25 protein-coding genes are annotated in these 26,433 nt (G+C 72.3%); 11 read left to right on the top strand and 14 right to left on the bottom strand.

The genetic code is table 11. The annotated features are described in order from the left end of the window. Positions 1-7 precede the first annotated feature (7 nt). Positions 8-877: an AfsR/SARP family transcriptional regulator gene (locus AB0I79_RS04695; protein ID WP_357866850.1), complete on the top strand. Its 870-nt coding sequence runs from the start codon at positions 8-10 to the stop codon at positions 875-877. Here AB0I79_RS04695 and AB0I79_RS04690 read toward each other — a convergent pair. From AB0I79_RS04690 to AB0I79_RS04680, 3 genes are read right to left on the bottom strand one after another with little or no spacing between them, the layout of a single operon-like run. After that, on the bottom strand, positions 772-1,962 hold the full coding sequence (locus AB0I79_RS04690) for a ferric reductase-like transmembrane domain-containing protein (RefSeq protein WP_357866847.1): 1,191 nt from the start codon (positions 1,960-1,962) through the stop codon (positions 772-774). The two genes, AB0I79_RS04695 and AB0I79_RS04690, sit on opposite strands and share 106 nt — an antisense overlap. Then, positions 1,959-2,843 carry an FAD:protein FMN transferase gene (locus tag AB0I79_RS04685; protein ID WP_357866845.1) on the bottom strand — a complete coding sequence of 295 codons (885 nt, stop codon included), beginning with the start codon at positions 2,841-2,843 and terminating at the stop codon, positions 1,959-1,961. The genes AB0I79_RS04690 and AB0I79_RS04685 overlap by 4 nt, the downstream gene beginning before the upstream one ends. Position 2,844: 1 nt before the next feature. Next, the gene (locus AB0I79_RS04680; protein ID WP_357866842.1) at positions 2,845-3,522 is read right to left on the bottom strand and encodes a DUF2271 domain-containing protein; all 678 of its coding nucleotides are present in this window, start codon (positions 3,520-3,522) and stop codon (positions 2,845-2,847) included. A gap of 106 nt (positions 3,523-3,628) precedes the next feature. Between AB0I79_RS04680 and AB0I79_RS04675 the strand changes: the two genes are divergently transcribed. Beyond that, complete coding sequence (locus AB0I79_RS04675) at positions 3,629-4,510, top strand: diacylglycerol kinase family protein (protein ID WP_357866839.1); 882 nt, start codon at positions 3,629-3,631, stop codon at positions 4,508-4,510. Between the two features lie 2 nt (positions 4,511-4,512). On the opposite strand, the gene AB0I79_RS04670 is transcribed toward AB0I79_RS04675, so the two are convergent. After that, positions 4,513-5,952 carry a helix-turn-helix domain-containing protein gene (locus tag AB0I79_RS04670; RefSeq protein WP_357867084.1) on the bottom strand — a complete coding sequence of 480 codons (1,440 nt, stop codon included), beginning with the start codon at positions 5,950-5,952 and terminating at the stop codon, positions 4,513-4,515. Between the two features lie 290 nt (positions 5,953-6,242). On the opposite strand from AB0I79_RS04670, the gene aceA reads away from it, so the two are divergent. Next, a complete protein-coding gene (gene aceA / locus AB0I79_RS04665; protein ID WP_357866836.1) occupies positions 6,243-7,529 on the top strand; it encodes an isocitrate lyase in 1,287 nt (428 codons plus the stop codon). A gap of 468 nt (positions 7,530-7,997) precedes the next feature. Here the strand turns inward: aceA and AB0I79_RS04660 are convergent, their stop codons facing one another. The 3 genes from AB0I79_RS04660 to AB0I79_RS04650 form a co-directional block, all read right to left on the bottom strand. Continuing rightward, positions 7,998-9,608, bottom strand: a complete 1,611-nt coding sequence (locus AB0I79_RS04660; protein ID WP_357866833.1) for a serine/threonine-protein kinase — start codon at positions 9,606-9,608, stop codon at positions 7,998-8,000. Between the two features lie 152 nt (positions 9,609-9,760). After that, on the bottom strand, positions 9,761-10,597 hold the full coding sequence (locus AB0I79_RS04655) for a siderophore-interacting protein (protein WP_357866832.1): 837 nt from the start codon (positions 10,595-10,597) through the stop codon (positions 9,761-9,763). A 91-nt stretch (positions 10,598-10,688) separates the two neighbouring features. Beyond that, positions 10,689-11,666 carry an alpha/beta hydrolase gene (locus tag AB0I79_RS04650; RefSeq protein WP_357866829.1) on the bottom strand — a complete coding sequence of 326 codons (978 nt, stop codon included), beginning with the start codon at positions 11,664-11,666 and terminating at the stop codon, positions 10,689-10,691. A 340-nt stretch (positions 11,667-12,006) separates the two neighbouring features. Here AB0I79_RS04650 and AB0I79_RS04645 point away from each other — a divergent pair, with 340 nt between their 5' ends. The 3 genes from AB0I79_RS04645 to AB0I79_RS04635 are packed head-to-tail and all read left to right on the top strand — an operon-like array spanning position 12,007 to position 14,226. After that, positions 12,007-12,693 carry an ABC-2 family transporter protein gene (locus AB0I79_RS04645; RefSeq protein WP_357867081.1) on the top strand — a complete coding sequence of 229 codons (687 nt, stop codon included), beginning with the start codon at positions 12,007-12,009 and terminating at the stop codon, positions 12,691-12,693. After that, positions 12,686-13,474: an ABC-2 family transporter protein gene (locus AB0I79_RS04640; protein WP_357866826.1), complete on the top strand. Its 789-nt coding sequence runs from the start codon at positions 12,686-12,688 to the stop codon at positions 13,472-13,474. Before AB0I79_RS04645 ends, AB0I79_RS04640 begins: the two co-directional genes overlap by 8 nt. Positions 13,475-13,479: 5 nt before the next feature. Further along, positions 13,480-14,226 carry an ATP-binding cassette domain-containing protein gene (locus AB0I79_RS04635; RefSeq protein WP_357866823.1) on the top strand — a complete coding sequence of 249 codons (747 nt, stop codon included), beginning with the start codon at positions 13,480-13,482 and terminating at the stop codon, positions 14,224-14,226. A gap of 21 nt (positions 14,227-14,247) precedes the next feature. On the opposite strand, the gene AB0I79_RS04630 is transcribed toward AB0I79_RS04635, so the two are convergent. The 3 genes from AB0I79_RS04630 to AB0I79_RS04620 form a co-directional block, all read right to left on the bottom strand. After that, positions 14,248-15,225, bottom strand: coding sequence for a CU044_5270 family protein (locus tag AB0I79_RS04630; protein ID WP_357866820.1), 978 nt, complete (start codon positions 15,223-15,225; stop codon positions 14,248-14,250). Beyond that, positions 15,218-15,808: an RNA polymerase sigma factor gene (locus AB0I79_RS04625; protein WP_357866817.1), complete on the bottom strand. Its 591-nt coding sequence runs from the start codon at positions 15,806-15,808 to the stop codon at positions 15,218-15,220. The genes AB0I79_RS04630 and AB0I79_RS04625 overlap by 8 nt, the downstream gene beginning before the upstream one ends. Positions 15,809-15,950: 142 nt before the next feature. Beyond that, complete coding sequence (locus tag AB0I79_RS04620) at positions 15,951-16,433, bottom strand: hypothetical protein (RefSeq protein WP_357866814.1); 483 nt, start codon at positions 16,431-16,433, stop codon at positions 15,951-15,953. A gap of 120 nt (positions 16,434-16,553) precedes the next feature. On the opposite strand from AB0I79_RS04620, the gene AB0I79_RS04615 reads away from it, so the two are divergent. Both AB0I79_RS04615 and AB0I79_RS04610 read left to right on the top strand, forming a co-directional pair. Then, the gene (locus AB0I79_RS04615) at positions 16,554-17,093 is read left to right on the top strand and encodes an MFS transporter (RefSeq protein WP_357866811.1); all 540 of its coding nucleotides are present in this window, start codon (positions 16,554-16,556) and stop codon (positions 17,091-17,093) included. 49 nt (positions 17,094-17,142) lie between these two features. Then, positions 17,143-17,862, top strand: coding sequence for a YcnI family protein (locus AB0I79_RS04610; RefSeq protein ID WP_357866808.1), 720 nt, complete (start codon positions 17,143-17,145; stop codon positions 17,860-17,862). 67 nt (positions 17,863-17,929) lie between these two features. Here the strand turns inward: AB0I79_RS04610 and AB0I79_RS04605 are convergent, their stop codons facing one another. The 3 genes from AB0I79_RS04605 to AB0I79_RS04595 are packed head-to-tail and all read right to left on the bottom strand — an operon-like array spanning position 17,930 to position 21,055. Continuing rightward, a complete protein-coding gene (locus AB0I79_RS04605) occupies positions 17,930-18,907 on the bottom strand; it encodes an ABC transporter permease (protein ID WP_357866805.1) in 978 nt (325 codons plus the stop codon). Further along, positions 18,894-19,880: an ABC transporter ATP-binding protein gene (locus AB0I79_RS04600; protein WP_357866802.1), complete on the bottom strand. Its 987-nt coding sequence runs from the start codon at positions 19,878-19,880 to the stop codon at positions 18,894-18,896. Before AB0I79_RS04600 ends, AB0I79_RS04605 begins: the two co-directional genes overlap by 14 nt. Beyond that, positions 19,877-21,055, bottom strand: a complete 1,179-nt coding sequence (locus AB0I79_RS04595; RefSeq protein WP_357866799.1) for a DUF2092 domain-containing protein — start codon at positions 21,053-21,055, stop codon at positions 19,877-19,879. Before AB0I79_RS04595 ends, AB0I79_RS04600 begins: the two co-directional genes overlap by 4 nt. A 222-nt stretch (positions 21,056-21,277) precedes the next feature. Between AB0I79_RS04595 and AB0I79_RS04590 the strand changes: the two genes are divergently transcribed. Beyond that, on the top strand, positions 21,278-21,952 hold the full coding sequence (locus AB0I79_RS04590; protein WP_357866796.1) for a response regulator transcription factor: 675 nt from the start codon (positions 21,278-21,280) through the stop codon (positions 21,950-21,952). Continuing rightward, complete coding sequence (locus AB0I79_RS04585) at positions 21,945-23,291, top strand: ATP-binding protein (RefSeq protein WP_357866793.1); 1,347 nt, start codon at positions 21,945-21,947, stop codon at positions 23,289-23,291. The genes AB0I79_RS04590 and AB0I79_RS04585 overlap by 8 nt, the downstream gene beginning before the upstream one ends. Positions 23,292-23,870: 579 nt before the next feature. On the opposite strand, the gene AB0I79_RS04580 is transcribed toward AB0I79_RS04585, so the two are convergent. After that, positions 23,871-24,740: a LysR family transcriptional regulator gene (locus AB0I79_RS04580; protein ID WP_357866790.1), complete on the bottom strand. Its 870-nt coding sequence runs from the start codon at positions 24,738-24,740 to the stop codon at positions 23,871-23,873. A gap of 562 nt (positions 24,741-25,302) precedes the next feature. Between AB0I79_RS04580 and AB0I79_RS04575 the strand changes: the two genes are divergently transcribed. Beyond that, entirely contained in the window at positions 25,303-26,361 is a 1,059-nt protein-coding gene (locus AB0I79_RS04575; protein ID WP_357866787.1) for a neutral zinc metallopeptidase, read from the top strand. Positions 26,362-26,433: the final 72 nt, after the last annotated feature.

The following is a 26,433-nucleotide window of genomic DNA, read 5'->3' as shown; positions in this document are numbered from 1 at the left end:
GCACTTGATGATCAAATTCAATGTTCTCGGTCCACTGGAAGTGCGCACGCAAGCCGATTCATCCCTGCCCAAGGGCCGCAAGGCACGCCAGGTCCTGGCGCTGCTGCTGCTTCGCGCCAACGAGGTCGTCGACGTGGAGACGTTCGCCGAGGAGCTGTGGGAGGGTCGCGGCGGGGGGGTCGGCGCGATCCGCACGCACGTCTACAACCTGCGCTCGGCGCTGGCCGCCCAGCCTGCCACCCGCGCGGTGGCCGACATGCTGGTCACCGAGCCGACCGGGTACCTGCTGCGGGTCGAGCCGGGGCAGCTCGACGCGGAGGCGTTCGCCGACTCCGTCGCCGAGGGCCGGCAGCTCATGAGCTCGGGCGCCGCGGAGAAGGCGTCCCGGCGGCTGCGTGACGGGCTGAGCCTGTGGCGGGGGCGCGCGCTGGCCAACGTCACGCCCGGGCCTGTCGTGGCCCGGCATCTCACCTACCTGGAGGAGATCCGCAACCGCGCCGTCGAGCTGCGGCTGGAGGCGGACCTGCGGCTCGGCCACCACCGGGAGCTGGTGGCGGAGCTGCGCACGCTGATCGCCAGGAACCCGCTCAACGAGTGGTACCACCTGCGCCTCATCGAGTGCCTGTGCAGGTGCGGGCGGCGGGGCGAGGCCCTGCTCGCCTACCACGACCTGCGCAGGATCCTGGACGAGGAGCTCGGTCTGGAGCCGTCGGCGGAGGCCAGGCGGCTCCAGCACGGGATCCTGGCAGACGCCGGGCAGGCACCGGCCGATCAGCAGTCGAACCGCTCGGTGTACAACTGGTCCCTGCGCGCGCCGCTCGCCCGCAGGCCCGCGGCCGTCGTCTCGACGAAGCGGGGGCTGCCGCAGATGAAGTAGCGGGCGCGCGGCGTGACCGGGATGGCGGGCCGGTCGGGCCGCACCACCTCCTGGTAGCGCTCGCCGAGGCGGTGGCGCAGCTCCGCGGCGAACACCGCCTCCTGCGGCGAGGCCACCACGTGGACGAGCAACAGCGGCAGGTCGTCGCCCTGCCGCACCAGCTCCACGAAGGGGGTCACGCCGATGCCGCCCGCGATCAGCACCGCCGGCCGGCGGGGCCCGGCCAGGGCTTGGCGGGTGAAGGCGCCGTAGGGGCCGTCGAGGTGGACGACCGCACCCGGCGCGAGAGCGCGCAGCCGCTCGGTGAACGAGCCGGCGTCCTTGACGGCGAAGGTCAGCTCCGTGCCGCCGCGTACGACGCTGAAGGGGTGGGCGCGGCTGGCCAAGCTGGTCCGCAGGTAGCAGAACTGCCCCGGCAGGGGGTCGAGCGCGCGGCCCAGCGGCCTGAACGTGTAGGCGGAAACGGTCGGTGACAGCCGCTCGACCCTGACCAGCCGGTACGGCACGGCCCAGCGCGACACCGACAGCCGCCGGACCACCACCCCGGCGAACACCACGGCCAGCACCAGCCAGTACGCCTGCAGCCACGGCGTCTCCGCGAGGAAGCTCCCCAGCCCCCAGGAGTGCACGAACACCAGCGCCAGCAGCGGGTACGACAGGTAGTGCGCGTACCGCCAGACCCGGTGCCTGATCAGGTAGCGCGCCAGCGTGCTGGTCAGCCAGAGCACCAGGAACATGATGAAGGCCAGGCGCCCCAGCGAGGCGTACGCCGACTCGGCCCACGTGAAGTCGGGCACCAGCACGTAGGCCCAGTCCTGCCGGTCGACGACGGTCTCCAGCAGCGGGTGGAGCAGCACGAGGAACGCGCCGCACCCGCCCAGCCACCGGTGCAGCGACACGGCGGCCAGCCGGTCGTCCCCCAGCCGGTGGGAGATCTGGCGCACGCCGAGCAGCACCTGCCACCACATGACGAGCGTGCCGGCCAGGCCGATCAGGTTGGCCACGTCGCCGAGGTCGGACGCCCGCAGGGCGAGGGGAAGCAGCGGGAGGAACGAGACGGCTCCCGCGATCGCGGCGCGGGTCATGCCGTCGCCACCGAGGAGCGCACCCGGCCGTCGCGGTCGACGGTGATCCAGCGCGCGTCCGGGTCCTGCCCGGCCAGCCACTGCGGCCCTTCCCGGGTGCCGAGCAGGACGAGGCAGGTGGCGTACACCTCGGCGGCGGCCAGGTCCCCGGTCATGACGGTGGCCTGCGCGCAGTCGGAGCCGGCCGGCGCGCCGGTGCGCGGGTCGACGATGTGGTGCAGCACGGTGCCGGCCCGGTCGCGCCAGCTGCGCCGCACGACGCTGCTCGTGGCCACCGCCACCGTGCCGGCGGGCAGCTCCAGCACGCCGACCGGCCGCTCGCGCAGCGGGTGCTCGACGCCGATCCGCCAGGGCCTGCCGCCCTCCGGCCGCCAGGCGACCAGGTCGCCGCCCGCGTCGATCATCCCGTACGGCACCCGCCCGGCCTCGCGCTGCGTCTGCGCGGCCCGCTGCACGCTCCATCCCTTGACGAACCCGCCGAGGTCGACCGCGAGGCCGGGCGAGAGCGTCACGGTGCGGTGGTCGTGATCGATGTGCACGGCGGGAGCTTGCGCGGGGAGCGGCGCGGGGGCCACCTCGGGCGTGCCCACCAGCGCGAAGTCGGTGTCGTAGCCGAGCCGGGCGAGCTCGGCGCCGAGGAAGGGGCTGAACAGGCCGCCGGTCGCGTCGAGGTAGCGGCAGGCCTCGTCGAGCGCCGCCAGGAACAGCTCCGAGACGGCGACCGGGCCGCCCGCGTTCACGCGGCTGGTGTCGCTGCCGGGGTCGAAGCGGCTGAAGGTGCGCTCCACGGTGCGCAGCCACTCCAGCACCGCGGCGTGCTGCCGCGCCGGCAGGGCGAGCATGAGGTCGGTGCCCATCACCCGGTCGCGCAGGACCTTCATCTCACGACCCCCTCGTGAACGTCGTGACGGCGCCGGCGGGCAGCCGCTGGCCCGGGGAGTAGCCGGCGCGGACGTCGGCGACGAGCGCGGGCTCCTGCCCGGTGTCCGCCGGCAGGAACTCCACCCGCGGCCGGGAGGCGTGCGGCGCGTCCCCGACCTCGATGGAGCCGGTGAACAGCACCCGTTTCTCCCACACCACATTGCCCTCCACACGATAGGTGTACGAACCCGGCGGAACCGGCTTGCCGCTGCGGTCGGTGGTGTCCCAGTAGACGCTCTGCCTGCCGCTCTCCTGGGCGGGGCGGCTGGCCGCCTTGACCTCGCTGTCGGTGGCCGACTCCCACCCGGACGCCCTGCGCCACAGGGGCAGCGACATGGGCCTGCGCTCGAAGCCGCCGTTGGCGGTGAAGCTGGTGGCGAACAGGGTGCGCACGTAACGCCCCTGCGCGTCCTCGATCCAGATGGCGAGCTGGTTGCTGGCCAGCCGGGGTAACCGGTTGAGCTGGTAGTCGATGCGCACCAGGCCCAGGCGTCCGGTGACCGGCACCGACCAGGTGAGGCCCGCGGGCGAGGCGGGCGGCGGCTCGGGGCGGTAGGCGAGGTGGGCGGCGGTCGTGGTCGTGGCCACTCCGGTGATGACGACGATCGGCACGATCAGTCGGCTCGTCCGCTCCGACATGGTTGCCCTTTCCTTATGGATAGTGTGCATCAACACTACCCATTTTCGCGATGGGATGGATCTCGCCACAGGGATATCCGCGCGCGCCGAGGGTAGTGCCGAGCCCATGCCCCCCATCGTGGCCGTCGTGGCACACCGCAAGAAGACGCTGGGCGCAGGCCTGGACGCGCTCCGCGTGCTCATCAGCGAGCAGGACGTCGGCGACGTCCTCTGGCACGAGGTGTCGAAGAGCAGGAAAGCCGGCAAGAAGGTGCGCAAGGCGCTCGACGAGGGCGCCGAGCTGGTGTTCGTCTGGGGCGGCGACGGCATGGTGCAGCGCTGCGCCGACGCGCTGGCGGGCTCGGGCGTGCCGATGGCCATCCTCCCGGCCGGCACCGCGAACCTGTTCGCCGCCAACCTCGGCATCCCCGCCGACCTGGCGCGAGCCGTGCGCATCGGCTTCCACGGGCGGCGCGAGAAGCTGGACCTGGGCGTGCTGAACGGCGAGCACTTCGCGGTGATGGCGGGGGCCGGGTTCGAGGCCGAGATGATCGCCGACGTGGACGGGCGGGCCAAGCAGCGCTTCGGCAAGCTGAGCTACTTCAGGGCGGCCGTGCGGCACGTCGGCGGGCCGCGGGTGCCGATGAAGATCAAGCTGGACGGGACGACCTGGTTCGAGGGCCGGGCGAGCTGCCTGCTGCTGGGCAACGTGAGCACGATCGCCGCCGGCGTCGAGGCCTTCGACGACGCCCGGCCGGACGACGGCTGGCTGGAGGTGGGCATCACCACCGCCAAGGGCCCGGTGCAGTGGGCGCGGGTGCTCGCCAGGATGGCCGCGGGCCGCTCCGACGGCTCGCCGCTCGTGCGGGTCTCGCGCGCCAGGAAGGTCTCGGCCCGCTTCGGCCGCCCGCTGCGGTTCGAGCTCGACGGCGGCGAGCGCGGGCTCACCACCCGGTTCAAGGCCGAGGTCGCCGCGGGCGCGCTGACCGTCTGCCTGCCCGAGGACTGAGCTCAGGTGGCGGCCGCGTGCCGCTCCAGGAAGGTGTAGACGTCGGCCTCGTCCACGCCGGGGAACGAGCCGGGCGGCAGCGCGGCCAGCACGTGGGAGTTGGCGCGGGCCGACGGCCAGGCGTACCCCTCCCAGCGCTCGGCCAGCTCGGCGGGCGGCCGGCGGCAGCAGTCGCCGTTCGGGCAGCTGGACTTGGTGCGGTGGGTGGTCTCGCGGCCCCTGAACCAGCGCGACTCCTTGTACGGCACCCCCAGCGTGATCGCGAAGTCCCGCTCGCGCGACGGATCGACGTGCGCCACGCAGAAGTACGTGCCGGTGGGCGAGTCGGAGTACTGGTAGTACACCGAGAACCGGTCGGGCGAGGCGAACACCTGCCGCCCCGACCACTGCAGGCACATCCGCTGCCCCTCGATCGCGCCCTGCTCGTCGGCGGGGAAGACGATGCCGTCGTTCTCGTAGGCCTTGTAGATGGTGCCGCCGGCGTCGTTGCGCACGAAGTGGCAGACCAGGCCGAGGTGGTGGGTGGCGAGGTTGGTGAAGCGGTGGGCGGCCATCTCGTACGACACCGCGAACACGTCGCGCAGGTCCTCCACCGACAGCGCCCGGTCGGACTTGGCCTCCTGGAGGTAGAGCGCGGCGGCCTTCTCGGGGACGAGCACGGCGGCGGCGAAGTAGTTGGCCTCGGTGCGCTGGCGCAGGAAGTCGGCGAAGTCGCGGGGCTTGTCGTGGCCGAGCGCGAGGTGCCCGAGCGTCTGGAGCAGGATCGTGCGCGGGGTGTGCATGCCGAGCTGCTCGTGCTTGACGTAGATGCGGCGGTTGCGCAGGTCGGTGATGGAGCGCACGGAGCGCGGCAGGTCCTGCGCGGTGTGCACGGTGTAACCGAAGTGCGTGACCAGGCCCTGGATGGTGCTCTGCGACAGGGCGCCCGTGCGGTAGCCGACCGCCTCCAGCGCCTGGGCGGCGGCCTTCTCGATGTCGGGGAAGTAGTTGCCCACCTCCCGCTGCCTGCGCCGCAGCTCGGCGTTGGCGGCCCTGGCCTCCTCGGGGGTGGCGGTGCCGCGGGCCTGGCGGGCGCGCAGCTCGCCGTACAGGCCGAGGAGGTGCTCCAGCACGTCGTTCGGCACGCGGGCGGAGACCTTCAGCCGGGGCAGGCCGAGCCCGGCGTAGACGGGGTCGCGCTGGGCCTCCTCCAGCGCGATCTCCAGTTGCGCGCGGCGGTTGGGCGGCTGGCGGCGCAGCAGCTCCTCGACCGGGACGCCCAGGGCGGTCGCCAGCGACTTGAGCAGGGAGAGCTTGGGCTCGCGCTTGCCGTTCTCGAGCAGGGAGAGCTGGCTGGGCGCCCTGCCGACGCGCGAGCCGAGGTCGGACAGCGTCAGGCCGCGCTGTTTGCGCAGGTGGCGCAGGCGCTGGCCAAACGCGATCAGATCAAGCTCCTGCGTCAAAGACAGCGGTTCTTCGCCCAGCAAGGAGGCCATGCCGGAATCTTAGACAGAAATTCGGCCCATTTTCTAGCCTTCCCGGCGCCACGGTTGCCGGCGTCGCGCCGAGCTGTTCCCGGCACTCGATTGGTCTAGGCCAACGGTAAAACTTGCGATTTCTTCACCACTGAATACGCACGAGTAATGCACACAAGCAGAAGATTCGTGATTCTTCTCTGCTCTCCGGGCTGTTTGGCGTGCTCGCCAGGGCAGAGACTCGGCGTGAGCCCCAGGGGACGACAAAGGAGTGAACAATGATCGATCGCCTCAAGGGAGCTGCCGAGCAGCTGCAGGACGAATGGGACAACGACCCTCGCTGGGCGGGCATCGAGCGCACGTACAGCGCCGAAGACGTGATCAGGTTGCGCGGCAGCGTCCAGGAGGAGCACACGCTGGCCCGGCTCGGCGCCGAGCGGCTGTGGCAGCTCCTGCACACCGAGGACTACGTCAACAGCCTCGGCGCGCTCACCGGCAACCAGGCGGTGCAGCAGGTGAAGGCTGGCCTGAAGGCCATCTACCTGTCCGGCTGGCAGGTGGCCGCGGACGCGAACCTGGGCGGGCAGACGTACCCGGACCAGAGCCTGTACCCGGCCAACTCCGTGCCTGCCGTCGTGCGCCGCATCAACAACGCGCTGCTGCGCGCCGACCAGATCACCTGGTCGGAGGGCGACGACGACGCCCCGTACTGGCTGGCGCCCATCGTGGCGGACGCCGAGGCCGGCTTCGGCGGCGTTCTCAACGCGTTCGAGCTGATGAAGGGCATGATCGCGGCCGGCGCCGCCGGCGTGCACTGGGAGGACCAGCTCGCCTCCGAGAAGAAGTGCGGCCACCTGGGCGGCAAGGTGCTGATCCCGACCGGCCAGCACATCAAGACGCTCAACGCCGCCCGCCTCGCCGCGGACGTCGCCGGCGTCCCCTCGCTGATCGTCGCGCGGACCGACGCCCAGGCCGCGACGCTCCTGACCAGCGACGTGGACCCGCGCGACCAGGTCTTCACCACCGGCGACCGCACCTCCGAGGGCTTCTACCGGGTCAGGAACGGGCTGGAGGCGTGCGTGGCGCGCGGCCTGGCGTACGCGCCGTACTCCGACCTGCTCTGGATGGAGACCGGCACGCCCGACCTGGACGTGGCCCGCGCGTTCGCCGAGGCGATCAAGGCCGAGTACCCGGACCAGATGCTGGCCTACAACTGCTCGCCGTCGTTCAACTGGAAGAAGCACCTGGACGACTCCACCATCGCCAAGTTCCAGCGGGAGCTGGGGCACATGGGGTACAAGTTCCAGTTCATCACCCTCGCCGGGTTCCACTCGCTGAACTACGGCATGTTCGATCTGGCCCAGGGGTACGCGGCGGACGGCATGACGGCCTACGTCGAGCTGCAGGAGGCCGAGTTCGCCGCGGAGTCGCGGGGTTACACCGCGACGAGGCACCAGCGCGAGGTCGGCACCGGCTACTTCGACCTGGTCAGCACCGCCGTCGCGCCCGACTCCTCGACGACCGCGCTGCGGGGGTCGACCGAGGAGGAGCAGTTCGGCCACTGATGCCTCGCTGATCCGCACCGATTCCGCACTGAGCTCGCCGGCCACCTCCAGGGCATGGGATGGTTCCCCCGGCGAACGCGGGCCGCGCCGGTCCCCCCAGCACCGGCGCGGCCCGCCCTTTTCGTGCGCGGGGTGTCACCGGCGGCACAGCGCGGCTGTCATTGAGGGCACAGCGGTGCTGTGACCAGCGGCACAGCCACGCGCGTGCCGTCTCACCACACTGGCACCAGCACCACCGTGAGTGTCAGGAGGCACCTTGCGACACCTCGCTCGGCACCCTGTTCGGCGCCTGGCCAGGCACCCTGGCCACCAGCGCGTCCGGCGCCTTGGCCACCACCTCGCCCGGCACCGGCCTGCCCGTGTCGCCACCCGGCCCGCCGCCGGCGCGAGACCGCTCGTGTGCCCCGGCGGTTCCTTAGACTCCGGCTGAACGGCTCGGCGGGCCGGCGCCGCCTCCTCCGAGAAGTCTCAGGGGGTGGCGGTGCCGGTCGTCGCCGGGGTGTCGGAGGGCGAGCCGGACGGGTCCGGCGATTCGCCCGGGCCGTCCTGCGGGATCGTGCTGATCGAGCCCGACGGTTGCGGGCAGTCCCGCCTGGCCGCCGCGTTGCCGCGCCTGCGGGCCGCCGGAGTCGCGCACGCCTCCCCGTCGTCCCCGCCCTGATCGCCGGGGCCGCTGGTCTGCGTGGGGCGGAACGTGCCGCGCCGCTCGCCGGAGGGCGTCAGCACGACGACGGGCCCCTTCGTCCTGGTCTGCGTGACGAACACCGTGGGCGTCGCCGGCGCCGACGTCCGCGTCGCGAGCTGGACCGGAGGCGGGTTCCTGCTGGTGACGGCCGTGGGACGGACGGTCGAGCCGGCGCTGCCCGAGGATCGTACGGCGGGCGGGTTGCCCGGCAGCAGCGAGCCGCCGCCCACGCTCAGGCCGTCCCCGCCCGAGGCGGCGATGACCGTGATGGCCGCGATCGAGACCGTGGCCAGCGCCGCGAAGCTGGCTTGCGAGAGCTGAGCCCGCGACCTCGCCCGTGACCCGGCCCGGGACCCAGCCCGGGACCCGGCCTGGGACCCAGCCTGGGACTTCGTGCGGCCGCGCCGCCTCCGCGTCCCGGAACGCTCCACGTCCTCTGCGGAGTGCTCCTGCACGAGGTGTACCAGCCCTCCTCCCGGCGGGTAGGGGACAGGCGTCCAGATCTTCCCCAGCACCCCCTCCACGGCCTGGCGCAACTCCCACGGGTCCCCCACTCCCCCGGCGGCCAGCAGCGCCCGCAGCAGGCCGGCGGCCTTGGGCCGGTCGGCGGGATCCTTGGCCAGGGCGGCCGAGACGGCGGCCCTGAGCAGGGCCGGCACGCGCTCGACGCGCGGCGGGTCGAACAGGATGCGCCGGGTCAGCACGTCGGGCTCCCCGCCCCCGAACGGGTGGTGCCCCGTGGCGGCGAAGGCCACCAGGCAGCCCCAGGCGAAGACGTCGGACGCGGGCAGGGCGGCCCCGCCGGTCAGCCGCTCGGGCGCCACCCATCCGGGGCTGCCCATGACCTGCCCGGCCTGGGTGTGCGCGGCGAGCGTGTCCACGTCGCGGGCGATGCCGAAGTCGATGACGCGCGGTCCCTTCGCGGACAGCAGCACGTTGCCCGGCTTGAGGTCGCGGTGCACCAGCCCGGCCTCGTGCACCGCGACCAGCGCCGCCGCGACGCCGAGCGCGACCCCGTAGGCGAGGTCGGGTGCGAGCGGCCCGCCGGCCCTGACGACCTGGGAGAGGGCGGGGCCGGGGATGTACTCGGTGACGAGGTACGGGCGGTCCCTGTCGGTGCCGTCCTCGACGACGGCCGCCGTGCAGAAGGGCACCAATCTTCGCGAGAAAGCCACTTCCTCGGCGAAGCGGGCCCGTAACGTGGCATCGTGGAGATGCACCGCATGCGGCGTCTTCAGCGCGACGAGGCCCCCCTGAGGGTGCTCCGCCAGATACACCACTCCCATCCCGCCCGTTCCGAGGCGGCCGAGGAGCAGGTATCGGCCGATGATGACCGGGTCCCCCACCGTAAGCGGTCGCACGCCAGGAGGCAGCTCGCTCGCACCACGCGCCATCCGGTTTCGCCTCTCCTGATCAGTGTCATGGCAAGGCACACTGTGGCGGCATCCGGGGCGGGCTTTCCGCATGTCTTACACAAGGGGTATCGCAGGGAAGGCGATCATTCCTTCGAGGTAAGTAAGGGGTGGGGAAGCAGGCGATTCGTGCGTCAGGAGGCGATTGCGGCGGCCTCCTCGGCCTCGACCTGACGGTTCCAGTCGCGCTTGACCTGGCGCCAGGCCTCGTCGTCCACGCCGAGCCGCCAGTAGCCGGAGATGGACAGCCGGTCGAGGGGGATCCCCCGCTCCAGGCGCAGGTGGTGGCGGAGCTCCTTGACGAATCCGGCCTCGCCGTGCACGAACGCGTGCACGGCGCCGTCGGGGAAGTCCAGCTCGCGCACGGCGGCCACGAGCCGCTCGCCGACCGGGCGGTCGCCCCGGTACAGCCACCTGATCCGCGCGTCGGCCGCGGTCTCCAGCTTCAGCTCGTCCTCCGGCGCGTCCACCTCGATGAACACGCGGGCGGGGGTGGCGTCGGGGAGCGCCTCCAGCGAGGCCGCGATGGCCGGCAGCGCGCTCTCGTCCCCCACGAAGAGGTGCCAGTCCGCCTCGGAGTCGGGCGCGTAGCCGCCGCCGGGGCCCAGGATGAGCAGTTCGTCGCCCGGCCGCGCGTGGTCCGCCCACGGGCCGGCCAGGCCCTCGTCGCCGTGCACGACGAAGTCGAGGGTGAGCTCCCGGGTGTAGGGGTCCCAGGCGCGTACGGTGTAGGTGCGCAGCTTCGGCCAGACCTCGGGCGGCAGGCTCTCGCGGCAGGCCTTCACGCTGAACGGCTGCGGGTACTCGACGCCCTCGCAGGGGAAGACCAGCTTGACGTAGTGGTCGGTGAGTCCCCGGGTGGCGAATTCCGCCAGCCCGTCCCCGCCCAGGACCACGCGGACCATGTTGCGCGAGAGGCGCTCGGTTCGCTGGACGACCCCCCGGTGGTGTTCCGTACGCTTGTCAGCCATGGGACAGCCCCCCTGAGTTAGGCATACCTAACCTTATACTGCCCGCAGGACCGGCCGCAGACCTATCGCCCCGAACGGGGCCGGCGAACAATCAGGCGGCCGCCGAGTCCCCCATCGGCTCCGGCATCTCCGCCACCGCCTGGAGGAACTGCGACATGTGCCGGAACGCCAGCCGCGCCTCGGGCAGCACGTCGGCCAGGATCGGGAAGACGTGCGGCATGCGCGGCCACTCCTCGTACCTGACCGGCACCCCCGCCAGCCGCGCCCGCTGCGCCACCCGCCTGGCCTCGTCCCGCAGCACCTCCGTCGAGCCCGTCACGATCATCAGCGGCGGCAGCCCCGCGAAGTCGCCGTGCACCGGCGAGACGAGCGGGTCCCAGGGGTCCAGGCCCGAGGTCCACCGGCGGGCCAGCCAGCGCACCCGGCTCGCCGGGAGCATGGGGTCCTGCCAGCGGTTCGCGCGGCGCGGGAAGTCGGTGAGGTCGGCCCACGGCGACAGGCAGATGGCCGCCGCGGGCAGCGGCAGGCCCCTGTCGCGCAGCGCCAGCAGGGTCGCGAGGGTGAGATGACCGCCCGCCGAGTCGCCCGCCAGGATCACGTCCTCGGGCGCGTGCCCGCGCCGGAGCAGGCAGTCGTAGGCGTCCAGCGCGTCGGCCAGGGAGTCGGCCAGCCTGTGCACCGGGCCCTGGCGGTAGTCCAGCGCGAGGACCGGCCGCCTGGTCACCGCCGACAGCCGCCACGTGATGGGCCGGTGGGTGCGCGGCGAGCAGGAGAAGTAGCCCCCGCCGTGGAAGTAGAGCACCACCTTGCGCTCGTCGAGCCCCTGCCCGCCGCGCACCCACTCCCCGCCGCACGCGGAGAAGGCCGCCGGGACGACCGCGACGTGCTCGGGGTGCGGCACGTGGACCACCCGGGCCAGCTCGCCGAGCCGGGCGGCCCCGGACAGGGCCAGCGGATGGCGCATCAGCAGGCTGGAGGCCGGTTTCACGGTGCCGCGCAGGAGCCCGGTGAGCGCCCGGGCCTGCCAGCTCAAGGGATACTCCGGGATCACATCCCTGTCGACTCGCATACCGCCGCCCCCTCTCAGGAGATTTCTTCCCCCTCCCGCGAAATCCCTACCGGCCAGTAAGTAACTCATCTCTTACGCGGATATTTCGGCACGATGATCCGCAGGTGCTCGGACCAGCCCCGTTTATCCCGTTGCGGGCCGCCGATCCTGCGACGGATAATCCGTGTTTCCCATCGCCAGACCCGTGCGCGGGTCCGGGCACGGTGCGTAACCGTGCCATCACCCCTGGAGGTGCAAAACCTTTCCGCTCTATGCCCGGCTCGTCCGGTACGGCTTCCGCAAACACGCCACCTACGTCTGGGCCGCGCTCGCCGGAGCGTTCACCAACAGCGTCTTCGGCATCCTGCGCGCGTACACGCTGATCGCGCTCTGGCAGGCCCGCCCCGGCCTGGCCGGCTACGACATCACCGACGCCATCACCTTCTGCTTCGTCACCCAGGCCTTCATCGGGCCGATGCAGCTCTTCGGCGGCGGGCTGGCCATCCCCGAGCGCATCCGCAGCGGCGACATCGCGCTCGACCTGGTCCGCCCCGCATCGCTGCAGCTGTGGACGCTCGCCGAGGACCTCGGCAGGGCCGCCTACCTCTTCCTGGTGCGCGGCATCCCGCCCATGCTGCTCGGCGCCGCCGTCTTCGGCATCCACGTGCCGGCGGGCCCGGGCCAGTGGCTGGCGTTCCTGATCGGCTTCGCGATCGCGGTCGTCGTCAGCTTCGGCTGGCGTTACCTGGTCGCGCTGTCGGTCTGCTGGCTGCTCGACGACCGCGGTGTCGCGGTCCTGTCGCTGGTCCTGAGTACGTTCTTCAGCGGCATGATGGTGCCGCTGCACCTGTTCCCCGGCTGGTTCGGCGACCTGGTCATGGTGCTGCCCTGGGCCGCCATGGTGCAACTGCCCACCGACCTCTACCTCGGCAACGCCCCGGTGCTGGAGACGCTCGCCCTGCAGGCGCTCTGGGCCGTGGTCCTGCTCGGATTGGGCGCGCTCGGCACCCGGGCGATCCGCCACAAGGTGGTGATCCAGGGTGGTTAGGACGTACTTCCTGCTGGTGTGGACCTGGACGCGCGCCGCGGCGGCGTACCCGCTCTCGTTCGCGATGATGACCGTGCTCGGCTTCGCCATCGCCGCGATCGACGTCGGCGTGATCCTGGTCGTCTTCGCCAACACCACCACCCTGGCCGGCTTCTCCCGCGAGGAGGTGCTGTTCCTGTACGGGTCGGCCGCCCTGGCCTTCTCCATCTGTGACACGTTCGTCAGCAACCTCGACCGGGTCAGCGGGCACATCAAGGCCGGCACCCTCGACACGTTCCTGATCAGGCCGGTCAGCGCGTGGGTCCAGCTCGCCGCCGACCGGTTCATGGCCAACCGCGTGGGGCGCATCCTTCAGGCCGGGCTCGTGCTCGGCTACGCCGCCACCGCGCTCGGCATCGACGGGCGGCGCGCCTGGATGATCCCCGTCATGGTGGTGACGGGCATCGTCATCTTCGCCTCGCTGTGGACGATCGCCGGCGCGCTGCAGTTCGTGCTGACCGACGCCCCCGAGGTGGTCAACACCCTGACCTACGGCAGCAGCCAGCTCACCCAGTACCCGCTCAGCGTCTACGCCCGCGACCTGGTCAGGGGCGTGACGTACGTGCTGCCGCTGGCGTTCGTCAACTGGCAGCCCGGCCTGTACGTGCTGGGCAGGGCCGACCCCTTCGGCACGCCCGAGTTCATGCGGTTCGTCGGACCGGCCGCCGCGCTGGTCCTGGCCCTGCTGGCCGCGCTGGTCTGGCGGCAGGGCATCCGGCACTACCGATCCACGGGGAGTTGACGCGAATGATCGAGCTTGACCGGGCCGGACGCTCGTTCAAGGTGAAGAGGAACGTCGTGCACGCCGTGCGCGAGCTGTCGTTCACGGTGTCGGCGGGCGAGTTCGTCGGCTACCTCGGCCCCAACGGCGCGGGCAAGTCCACCACGATCAAGATGTTGTGCGGCATCCTGACCCCCACCTCGGGCAGCGTCAGGGTGGCGGGGCTGGACCCCTCGCGCCGCCGCACGACGCTGGCGCGGCGTATCGGGGTGGTGTTCGGGCAGCGTACGACGCTGTGGTGGGACCTGCCGCTGCGTGACAGCTTCGAGCTGATCAGGCACCTCTACCGGGTCGACCGCGCCGACTTCGCCGCCCGGCTCGACGAGCTGACGCAGACCCTGGACCTGGGCGGGTTCCTGCGCACGCCGGTGCGGCAGCTCAGCCTCGGCCAGCGCATGCGCGGCGACCTGGCGGCGGCGCTGCTGCACGCGCCCGACGTGCTGGTGCTCGACGAGCCGACGATCGGGCTCGACGTGGTCAGCAAGGCCAGCATCCGCGACTTCCTGCTGCGGCTGAACGCGGAGCGGGGCACGACCGTGCTGCTGACCACGCACGACCTCGGCGACATCGAGCGCCTGTGCCGCCGGGTCATGCTGATCGACCACGGGCGGCTGGCGTTCGACGGCACCCTCGACGACCTGATGGCCACGGCCCCCGGCCAGTCGTCGCTGGAGGAGGTGGTCACCCGCCTCTACACGGGCACCGCCCGCTGACGGCTCCGGGCCGCCGCCGGATCAGCCCCGCTCGCCAGGGCGGTCCACGATGACCGAGGTCAGCAGGGCGGTGGCCCACACCGCACCCTCACGGACGGCGGGCACGCTGTCGTCGCCGAAGTACTCGTCACGCAGCCAGACGTTCCGTTCGCCCAGGTAGCGGTAGGTCTGCGGGTCCAGGATGGTGTAGTTGCGCAGGGCGATGTCGGCCTTGCCGGTCTCGCGCCAGATGCCCAGGCCGCTGCGCCCGGCCGCGTCGGTGACGCCCTGCTCGATCCGGACGCCGGGGATCAGCGCCAGGGCCTCGAACAGGGCCGCCTCGAACTTGGGCGGCATGACGCCGTACCGCTCGAGGTAGAGCATGATCACCCGGTAGGCGCGGTCCGCGTCCGGTTCGGCGGTCACCGGGACACCCTCCTCCCTCGGGTAGTCGATCCAGTGCCGGTCCCTGGTCACCTTGGCGAGCAGCCGCTTCGGGTCGGTGGGCAGCGCGCGCAGCTTGCGGTCGTACTGCTGCGGCGACAGGTCGTCGTCGCCGGGGTCGGGCGGGACGTCCCGGATGGACAGCCTGCCGTCCTGGCCGAAGCCGGCGGTCTGCTTGCCGTCGTAGCGAATCCAGTGCTCCCTGGTGTCGATCGTGTCGCCGGTCGGCTGCTTGTCCAGCACCTTGGTGTACTGCCACTGCGTCGGCAGCGGCACCCCGGCGGCCTTGCGCCTGCCCACCGTGTCGGCGGCCCGCGCCAGCACCGTGCCCGGGTCGAGCTGGACGGTCCGCGGCTGACTCGACGGAGCGGGCTGGGCAGGGGTCTGCGGCCGGACGACGACCAGGGCGACCGCGGCCGCGGTTCCCAGCGCGCCGGCCAGCAGGAGCGCGCGGCCGAATCCGCGCCGGCGGGCGCGCATCCGGCGCAGCAACCGGCGGCGGCCCTGGGCCGTCCACTCCTCGCCCGGCTCCGGCACCACGGCACGCAGCTCGCGCAGGGATCGCAGGTCATCCACCGAAGGACTCCTCTCGTGCCGTGGTGGGGTCGCTTCCGCCGAGCGCCCTGCGGGTTCTGACCCTGGCGCGGTGCAGGCGGGATCGGACGGTTCCGATGGGGATGTTCAGGGCGAGGGCCACGTCCTCGTACGTCATGTCCGCCCAGGCCACGAGTAACAGCACCTCGCGGTCGGCGGCCGGCAGATCCGCCAGCGCCGCGGCCAGGCCCGCCTGCTGCGCCGCGACGCGGTCGTCGATCCTGTCGGCGTACGGCTCGGTGATCTCGTCCACCCCGGTGCGGGCCAGGGCCCGGTAGAGCCTGACCTCGACCCGGCGGTGACGCTTGATGAGCCTGGCGGCGATGCCGTACAGCCAGGGGCGGGCGTCGGGATGGCTCGTGTCGTAGTGGCGGCGCCGGCGGAACGCGGCCAGGAACGCGTCGGAGACGACGTCGTCGGCCAACGATTCCCCGAGCCGCCTGGCGACGTAGCGCCGCAGCGCGGCCGCGTGCCGGTCGAAGAGCTCGGCGAAGATCTCGGGGACCCGCTCGGACCGCCGGATCAGCTCGGAGTCGGCCGGCCTGCCGGGCACTTCGTCGATCACATGTCGCTCCCGTCCGTACGGTGTGTTCGCTGGCTTTCGCCCGCACGGCCGCGAGGAGTTCGCGCTTTCCGATGTGACCTGCATCACACAGGTACGGCCGCCTCCCCGCGGGGAGACGGCCGCACCGAGGTCTTCGTGAAGGTCAGTAGTAGCTGCCCTCGGGGGTGGTCTCGTAGTCCTCGTCGAGCTCGTCGTCGCGGCGCGACCACCGCGAGGGCATCAGCACGGGGATGAACAGAGCCACGCCGAGCAGCGCGAACACGCCCGTCGTGAGGAGGGTCCTGGCGCCGAACCCGGCGTCGCGGATGATCTGGTTGACCGAGGGCTCGGTCGGGATGAAGGAGAGCGCCCGGTTCATGTCGAGCGCGTACACGACCGTCCAGGCCAGCAGCACCATGGACGGGACGAAGGTCGCCAGCGGGGAGATCCGGCCGGCCGTAACCAGGCCCGCGACGAGTCCTACCGCGGCCATCGCGCCGAGCGCGATCCACATCTGCTGGCTGTCCGGTGGGTTCGCCGCGGCATTGCCGACGGCCTGCTGCACCGCCCATCCGCCGCCCCCGAGCACGGCCGCCGTCACCACCAGGCCGACCAGCAAACCACCTAAGTGCCGCAACGTTCTCACCTCTATGTCAGCGCGATCGGCACGACCCTAGCGACAAATGCCATTTTCGGACCAGGCATTGACCAGCTTGGGACTCGAGGTCTCATCCTCCCTTGCCCCGTGAGAGCATGGAGCACACCCATGCGTGCGCGACTTCCCCTCCGGCTGGCGCGGACGGCCGCCTTCGCCGCTGTCTGCGTGACCCTGGCCGCGCTCGCCCACGTCCTCGGCGGCGGCGCCTCTCCCGCGCCATGGGCCGCCGCGCTCGGGCTCGCGGGCGTGTCCGCGCTGGGGCTGGCGCTGAGCGGCAGGGAGCGCTCGGCGGGCACGATCAACCTGATGCTGGTCGGCGCGCAGCTCGGGCTGCACGAGCTGTTCGCGGGCGAGGGCACCTTCTACGTCTCGGTGCACGGGCACGCCCAGGGCGGCCTGGCCGTCAACGCCGGCATGCTGCTCACGCACCTCACCGCCACGGTGATCACCGGCCTGTGGCTGTCGCGCGGCGAGGCCGCGCTCTGGTCGCTGCTGCGCCGCATCGGCCGCCGTCTCGTCGTCCTGCTCCGCCCGGCCGCCGCGCCCGTGTCGCGGCCCGGCGCGCCCGTCGTCCGCACCAGAGTGGTGCCGCCGCAGCCGGGTTTCCGGCACAGCGTGGCCAGGCGTGGTCCTCCACTTCCCGCCTGACCGTCTGACACCCCTTTTCATCCCCCATCACCCAAGTGGAGCCTTCGACATGTCCTCTGCACGCCGCGCGGCGACCGTGCTCGCCGCCGCCACCGCGCTCACCGCCGGCCTGGCCCTGCCCGCGTTCGCCCACGTCACCATCCAGCCGGGCACCGCCGAGCAGGGCGGGTTCACCAAGGTCGCGTTCCGGGTGCCGAACGAGCGCGACGACGCCTCGACCACCAAGATCGAGGTCTCCTTCCCCACCGACCACCCGCTGGCCTTCGTGTCCGTCAAGCCCGTGCCCGGGTGGAAGGTCAAGGTCACGGAGGGCAAGCTGCCCGCGCCGGTCAAGACCGAGTACGGCGACCTGGAAGAGGCCGTCACCAAGGTCGTCTGGGAGGGCGGCAAGATCAATCCTGGGGAGTTCCAGGAGTTCGAGGTGTCCATGGGGCAGCTGCCCGAGGTGGACTCGCTGATGTTCCCGACCAAGCAGACCTACTCCGGGGGCGAGGTCGTGGACTGGTCGCAGGCCCCGAAGGCCGACGGCACGGAGCCCGAGCATCCGGCGCCGCTGCTCAAGCTGGTGCCCGCCGCCGAGGACGGCGGCACGGCCACCATGTCGGCCACCGCACCCGCCTCCGCCTCGGCCGCCCCGTCGGTGACGCCGGTGGCGGCCGCCTCGTCGTCGGACGGCACCGCCCGCCTGCTCGGCGGGGCCGGGCTGGTGGTGGGCGTCATCGGCGTCGTGATCGGCTTCCTGGGCCTGCGCCGTCGCCCGTCCGCCTGACGGCTTCCCCTCGCGCGCCCCGCCGGCCGTGCCTCGATCCCGGGCACGGGCGGCGGCGTGGCGGGGATCAGGACGTGATGTCCTTGCCGGAGAACCGTGCCCAGGCGATCGAGCCGAACAGCACGATGTACGCCCCGAACGTCAGCAGCCCGTCCCGCAGGGCCGCCACGTCGATCGGGCTGCGCAGCACCGCGTCGAAGTTCGTGAACCTGGTCGGCAGCAGGTACGGCGTGATCGAGCCCAGCTCCGGGATGGCCCGCAGCACCTGGCAGACGATGACCAGCACCACGGTCCCCGCGATGGCCCCGATGGACACCTCGGTGAACACCGACAGCGCCAGCGCGACCGCGGCCAGCGCCGCCATGCCGGCTCCGACGTACCCGACCGAGATGGCGATGCGCAGCAGCCCGTCGGCCAGCGGCACCGTGGTGCCGGAGAGCAGCGTCACGTCCCCCGCCGGGAACAGCACCAACCCCGTCACCAGCGCCGACAGCGCGACCACCGCCGTCACCGCGTAGGCGTAGACGACCGCGTTGAGGTACTTGATCATCAGCAGCCTGGTACGGCCGGCCGGCGCGGCCAGCAGGTAGCGCAGCGTGCCGCCCCCGGCCTCCCCCGCGATCGAGTCGCCCGCCACCACGCTCACGGCCACCGGCATCAGCAGCAGCACCAGGAACGAGAACGAGACGAACGTCAGCATGAGGCTGTTGCCCGCCACGTCCTGGACGAGCCCGCTCATGTCGTCGTCGGACGAGCCGAACATGCGCAGCGCGACCCCGACCACGACCGGCACGACACCCAGCACGGCCAGCATGACCAGGTTGCGCGGCCGGCGGAAGGTCAGGCCCAGCTCCGAGCCGAGCAGCCGCCAGAACGCCCACGTCGCCCTCGCCACCGGCTCGGACGGGGCCGCGGGCGAGGGCTCCGGCTCGTGGCGTTCGGTGGTGCGCATGGTCTCCGTCACCGGGACCAGCCCCGGCGTGCGCCGCGGCCCGAGCGTGGCAGTCCGCGCACCGCCCGCCCCCGGATCCTCATCCGTCGACATCGAAGCCCTCCCCTGTCAGTCCCACGAACACGTCCTCCAGGCTCGGCCGCACCACGGCCAGCCCGCGTACGGCCACGCCCTCCCCCACGAGCGCGGCGTTGACCTGCTCGGGCGCGTGCCCGCCCAGCTCCGCCGTGACCTCGCGGCCCTCGGCGCGCACGTCGGCCAGGCCGAGCCCGGCCAGCACCCGCGCGGCGTCGTCAGGGTCGGCCGTCTCCACCCTGATGCGGGTGATCAGGCCGCCGGTGAGCGAGGCGATCGTGCCCTGGGCGACGAGCCTGCCGGTACGCATGATCGCGGCGTGCGTGCACATCTGCTCGACCTCGGCCAGCAGGTGCGAGGAGACGAACACCGTGGTGCCCTCGGCGGCGATCTCCTTGACCAGCGTGCGGACCTCGCGGGTGCCCTGCGGGTCGAGCCCGTTGGTCGGCTCGTCGAGCACGAGCAGCTCGCGCGGCCCCAGCAGCGCGGCCGCGATGGCCAGCCGCTGGCGCATGCCGAGCGAGTAGTTGCGGTAACGCTTGCCCGCGGCGGCCGACAGGCCCACCCGGTCGAGCGCGTCGGCGATCCGCCGCTTGGCGGTGCCTCGGTGCGCGGTCGGGTCGGCCGCGTCGAAGCGCATCAGGTTGGCCGTGCCCGACAGGTACGGGTAGAAGGCCGGCCCCTCGACCAGCGCCCCCACCTTGGGCAGGGCCTGCGCCTGCGGCAGCCCGAGCACGGAGTACGCGCCCTCCGTGGGCGCGACCAGGCCGAGCAGCATGCGGATGGTGGTGGTCTTGCCGGAGCCGTTGGGCCCGAGGAAGCCGAACACCGAGCCGCGCGGCACGGTCAGGTCGAGCGCGTCCACGGCGACCTGGCCGCCCTTGAATCGCTTGGTCAGGCCCCGGGTGAGGATGGCGGCGTCCTCCCCTGTCTCCCCGGAGGGCGGGGCCGCCCCGAAGGGCGCCCCCGCTTCCTGCGTGACGGTGGTCACCTGACGCCCGCCGCCTTGGTGATCTCCTCCGGCGTGACGGCGCCGACCAGCAGCCGGCCGTCGTCGGTGAGCAGGGCCGTGACAAGCTTGGTCCTGATCAGCTTGCCGGAGCCCCACGTGCCGCTCACCGGGGTGGCGGACTTGAGCACGGTGTCGACCAGCGCGCTCGGGTCGCCGCCCTGGCCATCGCCGAACCGCCCTTCGCCGCCCTCGGGTGTCTCGGCCTGCTGGGCCTTCGCCAGGTCCGACAGGGAGAACGGCACGACCGCGACGGCCGACCAGCCCTCGCCGACGACCTTCAGGTCGTCCGCGACCTCCTTGGCGTGCTCGGCGCGCTTCTCCGCGGTGGCGGTCTCGTCGGCGTTCAGGCCGAGCGTCCGCTCCTCCACCTTGGCGCCCGCGGGCGGGGTGAAGGTGAAGTTCTCCGCCGCCGGCGGGGTGAACGTCACCTGGGTGAACCCGATCTGGTACGCCGGCTCGGCCGAGCCCTTGGCGTACACCTGGACCTGGAGCGGGACGTACGTCTCGCCGTCGAGGGCGATCCGGATCTCCTGCACCAGGGAGCTCTCGTCCTTGGGCGCCAGGACGAGCTGGTAGACCGGGCGGCCCGCCACCTCCGCCGTGTTGATCACCCGGACCGCGGTGTGCTCGTCGGCGCCGGCCAGCAGCCGCTCGGCGAGCTGCTGCGGCGTCAGCTCGGTCTCCCGGGGCAGCGGCGTGGCGTGCGCCGCCGGGCCGCCGCTGCCCTGCTTGATGGTCAGCTTGGTGGCGGTGTTGGTCGCGCTGTCCCAGTACCAGGCCTGGCCGCCGTTCACGATCAGGTTGGTCTCGTTCAGCTGGGTCGGCATGGCCACGCGAAGCTTGTCCGTCGCGCCGTACCAGACCTTCACCTCGTGCGAGCCGGACAGCAGGCTGAGCGGCGAGACCGAGCCGGTCTGCGGCAGCGCCGGCAGGCCGAGCGAGGCCGTCTGCTGCACGGTGCCGGACATCGGCGGGATGCCGCCCTCCTTGCTGGTGGCCGCCACGGCGTCGGCGAGCAGTTGCTCGGCCGAACGCTCGGGCAGCACGGGGTCGCCGCTGACCGCGGCTATGACGGGGCCGGCGCCGATCGCGGCTCCGATCACGGCCGCTGCCGCGATCGGCACTCCCCACCTCACGAACGTGCCTCTGCGCATCTCACTCCTTAACGGTATGTCGATGCCCAGAGCCTGCGTCATCCTTCCTGTGGCAACCCTGAGACAATCTGAGACGGCTCTCAGCCCGGCCGCGTTCTCCCTGGTGGAGAGGCGATCGCCGGAGGGGCTGCGTCGGGGGTGACGAGCGGCGCCGTGGTGCCGTCTGAGATGGCTCTCAGGCTTCTCAGCGTTGTCTCAGCGCGGGGACGGGAGAATTGCCGTATGAGAGTACTTGTCGTCGAGGACGAGCGGCGGATGGCGGCCGCGCTGCAGCGCGGGCTGCAGGCGGAGGGGTTCGCCGTGGATCTCGCGCACGACGGCGAGGAGGGGCTGCATGCCGCCAGGCAGGGCGACTACGACGTCGTGGTGCTCGACATCATGCTGCCCAGGCTGTCCGGCTACAACGTGTGCAAGCAGCTGCGGGCCGAGGAGAACTGGGTGCCGATCCTGATGCTCTCGGCCAAGGACGGCGAGTACGACATGGCCGACGGGCTCGACCTTGGGGCCGACGACTACCTGACCAAGCCGTTCTCGTACGTGGTGCTGGTCGCCAGGCTGCGGGCGCTGATGCGGCGCGACGCGGGGCGGCGGCCGTCGGTGCTGGTGGCCGGCGACCTGTCGCTGGACCCGGCCAGGCGCAGGGTGGAGCGCGGGCAGAGCCCGGTCGAGCTGACGCCCCGGGAGTTCGCGCTGCTGGAGTACCTGATGCGGCGGCGGGACGAGGTGGTGTCGAAGTCGGAGATCCTGGAGCACGTGTGGGACACCTTCGACACCGACCCGAACGTGGTCGAGGTGTACGTCGGCTACCTGCGCCGCAAGATCGACGCCCCGTTCGGCAGGAACGCCCTGCAGACCGTGCGCGGCGCCGGCTACCGGCTGGCGGGCGACGGTGGCTGACTCGCCGGCGGTCTGGTGGCGGCGGCAGGGCCTGCGTTTCCGGCTCACGGTGGCGGCCGCCGCGGTGCTCGCGCTGGCGCTGGCCCTGTCGGCCACGGTGCTGGTGACCGTGCTGGAGCGGGCCCTGATGGACACCGTGGACGACTCCACCAGGGCGCAGGCCCAGGCGGTGCGGGTGGCGGCCGACGCGGGCACGCTGACCAGCCCGATCACCACGCACGACGGCACGATCGTGCAGGTCATCGACGCGCAGGGGCGGATCACGCACGTCACCTACGGCGCCGACCGGCTGGTGCCGATGCTGGACGCCCGGGCCAGGGCGCGGGTGCTGGAGAGCGGGCAGGCGACGCTGCTGGACGGGCGGCCGTACGCGATCCCGGGGTTCCTGCGGGTCGTCGTCCTCAGCGCGGACCACGGGCAGACGGTGGTGGCGGCCCGCCCCATCAGCGAGATCCAGACCAGCCTGGTCACGGCCGGGCGGGTGCTGCTGGTCGGCACGCCGGCGCTGGTGGTGCTGCTGGCGGTGGCGAGCTGGCTGATGATCGGCCGTACGCTGCGGCCCATCGCGGCGCTGCGCAGGGGCGCGGCGGACATCACGCACACCGCCAGGTCGCGGCGGCTGCCGGTGCCGCAGTCGCGGGACGAGGTGCACTCCCTGGCCACCACGCTCAACGACATGCTGGCCCGGCTGGAGGAGGCCGAGCAGCGCCAGCGCGCGCTCGTCTCCGACGCCGCGCACGAGCTGCGCAGCCCGCTGGCCAGCATCCGGCTGCAGCTGGAGGTGGCGCTCGGGCATCCCGACGGGCAGGACTGGCAGGAGACGGCCGAGGGCGTGCTGGAGGACACGATGCGGCTGTCCCGGCTGGCCGAGGACCTGCTCGCGCTGGCCAGGCTGGACGAGCGCGGCGGCGTGCCCGCCCGGCGCGAGCCGGTCGACCTCGACGAGGTGGTGCGGCAGACGGTGGACCGCTACGCCGAGGCACGGCTGACCGTGTGCGACCCGGTCGTGGTCCGGGGCGACGCGCTCGACCTGAGCCGGGTGCTGACGAACCTGATGGACAACGCGGTCCGCCACACGGCCTCCAAGGTCGAGGTGGCGCTGACCGCCGACGGCGTGCTGACCGTCACCGACGACGGGCCCGGCATTCCCCCGCAGGATCGCGAGCGCGTCTTCAACCGCTTCACCCGGCTCGACTCCGGCCGCAGCCGGGACGAGGGCGGCGCGGGGCTGGGGCTGGCCATCGTGCGCGAGACCGTGCGGGCGCACGGGGGCACGGTGGTCCTGGAGGGCGCGGACCCGGGCCTGCGCGCCGTCGTCCGGCTCCCCGTGACCGGCTGACCCCCGTCCGCGCCCCCCGGGCGGCGCGTCAGACCATTCCTGTCATGTGGCGGCCAGGGGCCCTGGTCACCGGGTGCCTGCCGTGTTACGCACGGGGCATGCGTACAGCACGCGGGCGGCGCGGTGCCGCCCGATGGCGGGCCGCACGGCACCGGGGCGCTGGTCGTGGACGCGGGCCGGCTCACCGGCTTCCCCTTCCCCGTGGGGAGCCAGTGTGTGGCGGCCCCCGTGGGGGAGCCAGTGTGGGGCGGCCGGTACCGGGCGAGCCGCCGGGCAGGGCCGGTTCGCACCCACAGGTGTGGCGGCCGGGCCGGACGGCGCGTGCTGCGTGTCCAGCGGGGGCACGCCGGCGGGGGTCCGGGGAGGTGCTGCCGATCACGGGCTGACGGTGGGGTTCTCCGGCGGCCGCCGGTCACTTCGCGGCCATCGGTCCCGGAGGCCGTCCGATTCGTGGTGGCCGTTCGGGTTCCCGGAGGCCATCAGGGGCGCGGCACCGATGCCGGGCCCCACGTGGCTGCTGCTGTCGCGTGCCCCGTCAGGTCACGCGAGACGGGAAATGGATCGTTCCCAAAGGAGTCGTCAGGCGGCGGTTCCCTTCTCCGCGGTGGCCAGGAAGTCCTGGGCGATCAGCGGCAGGCGGCGGCGGGCGTGCACGACGGCGATGACGCGACGCACCGCGGGTTCGAGCGAGCGCACCACCAGGCCCGCGCGCCCGGCCTGCTCGGCCATGCCGCGGTACCACAGCAGCGACGCCTGCCCCGCGCGGACGGCGTTGAGCCAGCCGTTGCGCTCGTCGGTCTCGAGCACGACCACCGGGGTGACCGCGTACTTGCCGAACATCGCGTCGAGCTCCCTGCGCCGCATGCTGCCGCGGGCGGGCAGCGCCAGGCGCATGCCGTGCAGCTTGCCCATCGGCACCGGGTTGGGCAGGTCGAGCCCGGGCGGGGAGATCAGGACGATCTCCTGGCGTTCGAGGGGGTGGGTGATGAGGTCCGTGGGCACGGGCAGGTCCGTGAGGCCGAGGTCGGCCCGCTGGTCCCTGATGGCGCTGACGACGCCGTCTCTGCCGTCGCAGCGCACGATGTGCACGCGTACGCCTGGATGCTCGGCCGTGTAGGCGGGCAGCAGCCGCCCCGCGAGGCCGGGTTCGAGGCTGGGGGTGGACGCGATGCGGAGCTCCGCGTCGGTGGGGATGGTCTGGTTGGCCAGGCCCTCGATCTCGCGAACCGCGTCGAGTGCCTCCCTCGCCAGCTTGACCACCCGGCGTCCCTGCGCGGTGACGACCACCCCGCGCCCGGAACGGGCGAACAACGTCATGCCGAGCTCGCGCTCGAGATCGCGGATCGCGCGGGACAGCGCAGGCTGCGCGATGTAGAGCGACCTGGCCGCGTCGGTCATGGTGCGGTGCTCCGCAGTCGCGACCACATAGCGGAGCTGCTGGAGATTCATGCATCAGAAGCTAGGACAACGCCCGCCGCCCGGACCGGGAGATAGCGGAGATCACCTCGAATGATTTCGGACTGTGACCGAGCACTGCTACATCCGTGACGGGTGATAAATCAGTATGCTTTTGCCCCAAATTTGGCAAGGGTCCGACAAGTCGCACGGCAAATGCCTGCATTCCGGACGACGGGGCAAACGGGGAGACACGGTGACAGGGAACGGGCAATATCCACCCCCGCCACAAGGGCCAGGGCAGCCCCAGCGGCCCCCCTCGTTGCCGTGGCCGCCGCCCGGATACCGCCAGCCGCAGCCGCAGGGGGGCGCGTACCCGCAGCCGCCCCAGCCGCCGCCCCCGCCTCCTACGCCGCCTCCTACGCCGCCTCCTCCGCCACCGCCGCAGGGAAACCCTTACCAGCAGCAGCCGACGCTCCCGCAGGGGCAGCCTTACCCGCAACAGCCGTACGGGCAGCCGCCGTACGGACAGCCGCCCTATGGACAGCCGCCGTACGGACAGCAGCAACCGTACCGGCAGCAGCCACCCCCTCCGCCGCCACCACCGCCGCCGCCCATGCCTCCGCAGCAGTGGCACCGGCCGCCGCAGCGCAGGAAGTCGGGGATGGGGGTCCTCGGGGTGCTCGGCGCCGTCTTCGGCTCGCTGGCGGCGCTGTTCGTGCTGATCGTCATCGGGGCGGTGATGCTGTCCGCCTCGTCCAGCTCGGACACCTCGACGCCGGTGGCGATCCCGACGTACGAGCCGTCCGCCGAGCCGTCCTTCAGGGCCACCGAGGACGACGACCCGGACCCCGCCCCGTCGCGCAGCGAGCAGCCCACGCCGGCCCGGAGCCAGGACGACGAGCCGTCGACCACCGTCACGCCGCCCGCCCAGGTGACGGTCAACACGAGCCTGAAGAACAACAGCGTCTACCGGGCGGGCGTCCTGCCCAGGCTGAGCTGCCCGGCCGGCAACGCCAGCATCTTCAGCCACAGCCAGCTCAAGTCGCTGATCATCAAGACCGGCAGGTGCATGGACCGGGCCTGGAAGCCGGTGCTGGAGAAGCAGGGCTTCAGGTTCAGCCCGCCCAGGTACGCCATCGCGGCCGGGAGCGGCCGGGGCGCCTGCGGCGACTACCCGTCGCCGGGCAGCACGGTGCCGTACTACTGCCCGCAGAACAACACCATCTACGCGTCCACCTCGGCCATGGCCAGGGGCCGCGGCAACGCCGCCGGCTACGGCCAGATCATCACCTGGCACGGCGGCATCATCGGCATGATGGCCCACGAGTACGGCCACCACGTCCAGAACCTCACGGGCCTGATGAACTCCTGGTGGTCCGCGACGCTCGACTCCACCAGCCAGAGCGGCAAGCTGGCGCTCAGCCGGCGGCTGGAGTTGCAGGCCAACTGCTTCGGCGCCATGTGGATGCGGTCGGTCGCGGCGACGTACCCGGTGAACACGGCCAACCGCAGCCGGCTGTTCTGGTTCTTCAGCCAGGTGGGCGACCATCCGGGTTACCCGCGCGACCACGGCAAGCCGGTGAACAGCGGCAGGTGGTTCCGGCAGGGGTGGGAGAGGAACCAGGCGTACCAGTGCAACACGTGGCTGGCGCCGTCCTCGACGGTCTCCTGATGGACCCGTGGCGTTCATCTCAGCTTGGGCACATGTCTCTGATGTCCAGGTATGGGGACTAGAATCCTGGCA

Origin of the sequence: Nonomuraea sp. NPDC050202 (assembly GCF_040656115.1) — a bacterium.
GTDB lineage: Bacteria > Actinomycetota > Actinomycetes > Streptosporangiales > Streptosporangiaceae > Nonomuraea.
This window is presented reverse-complemented; position numbering and strand designations above follow the sequence as displayed.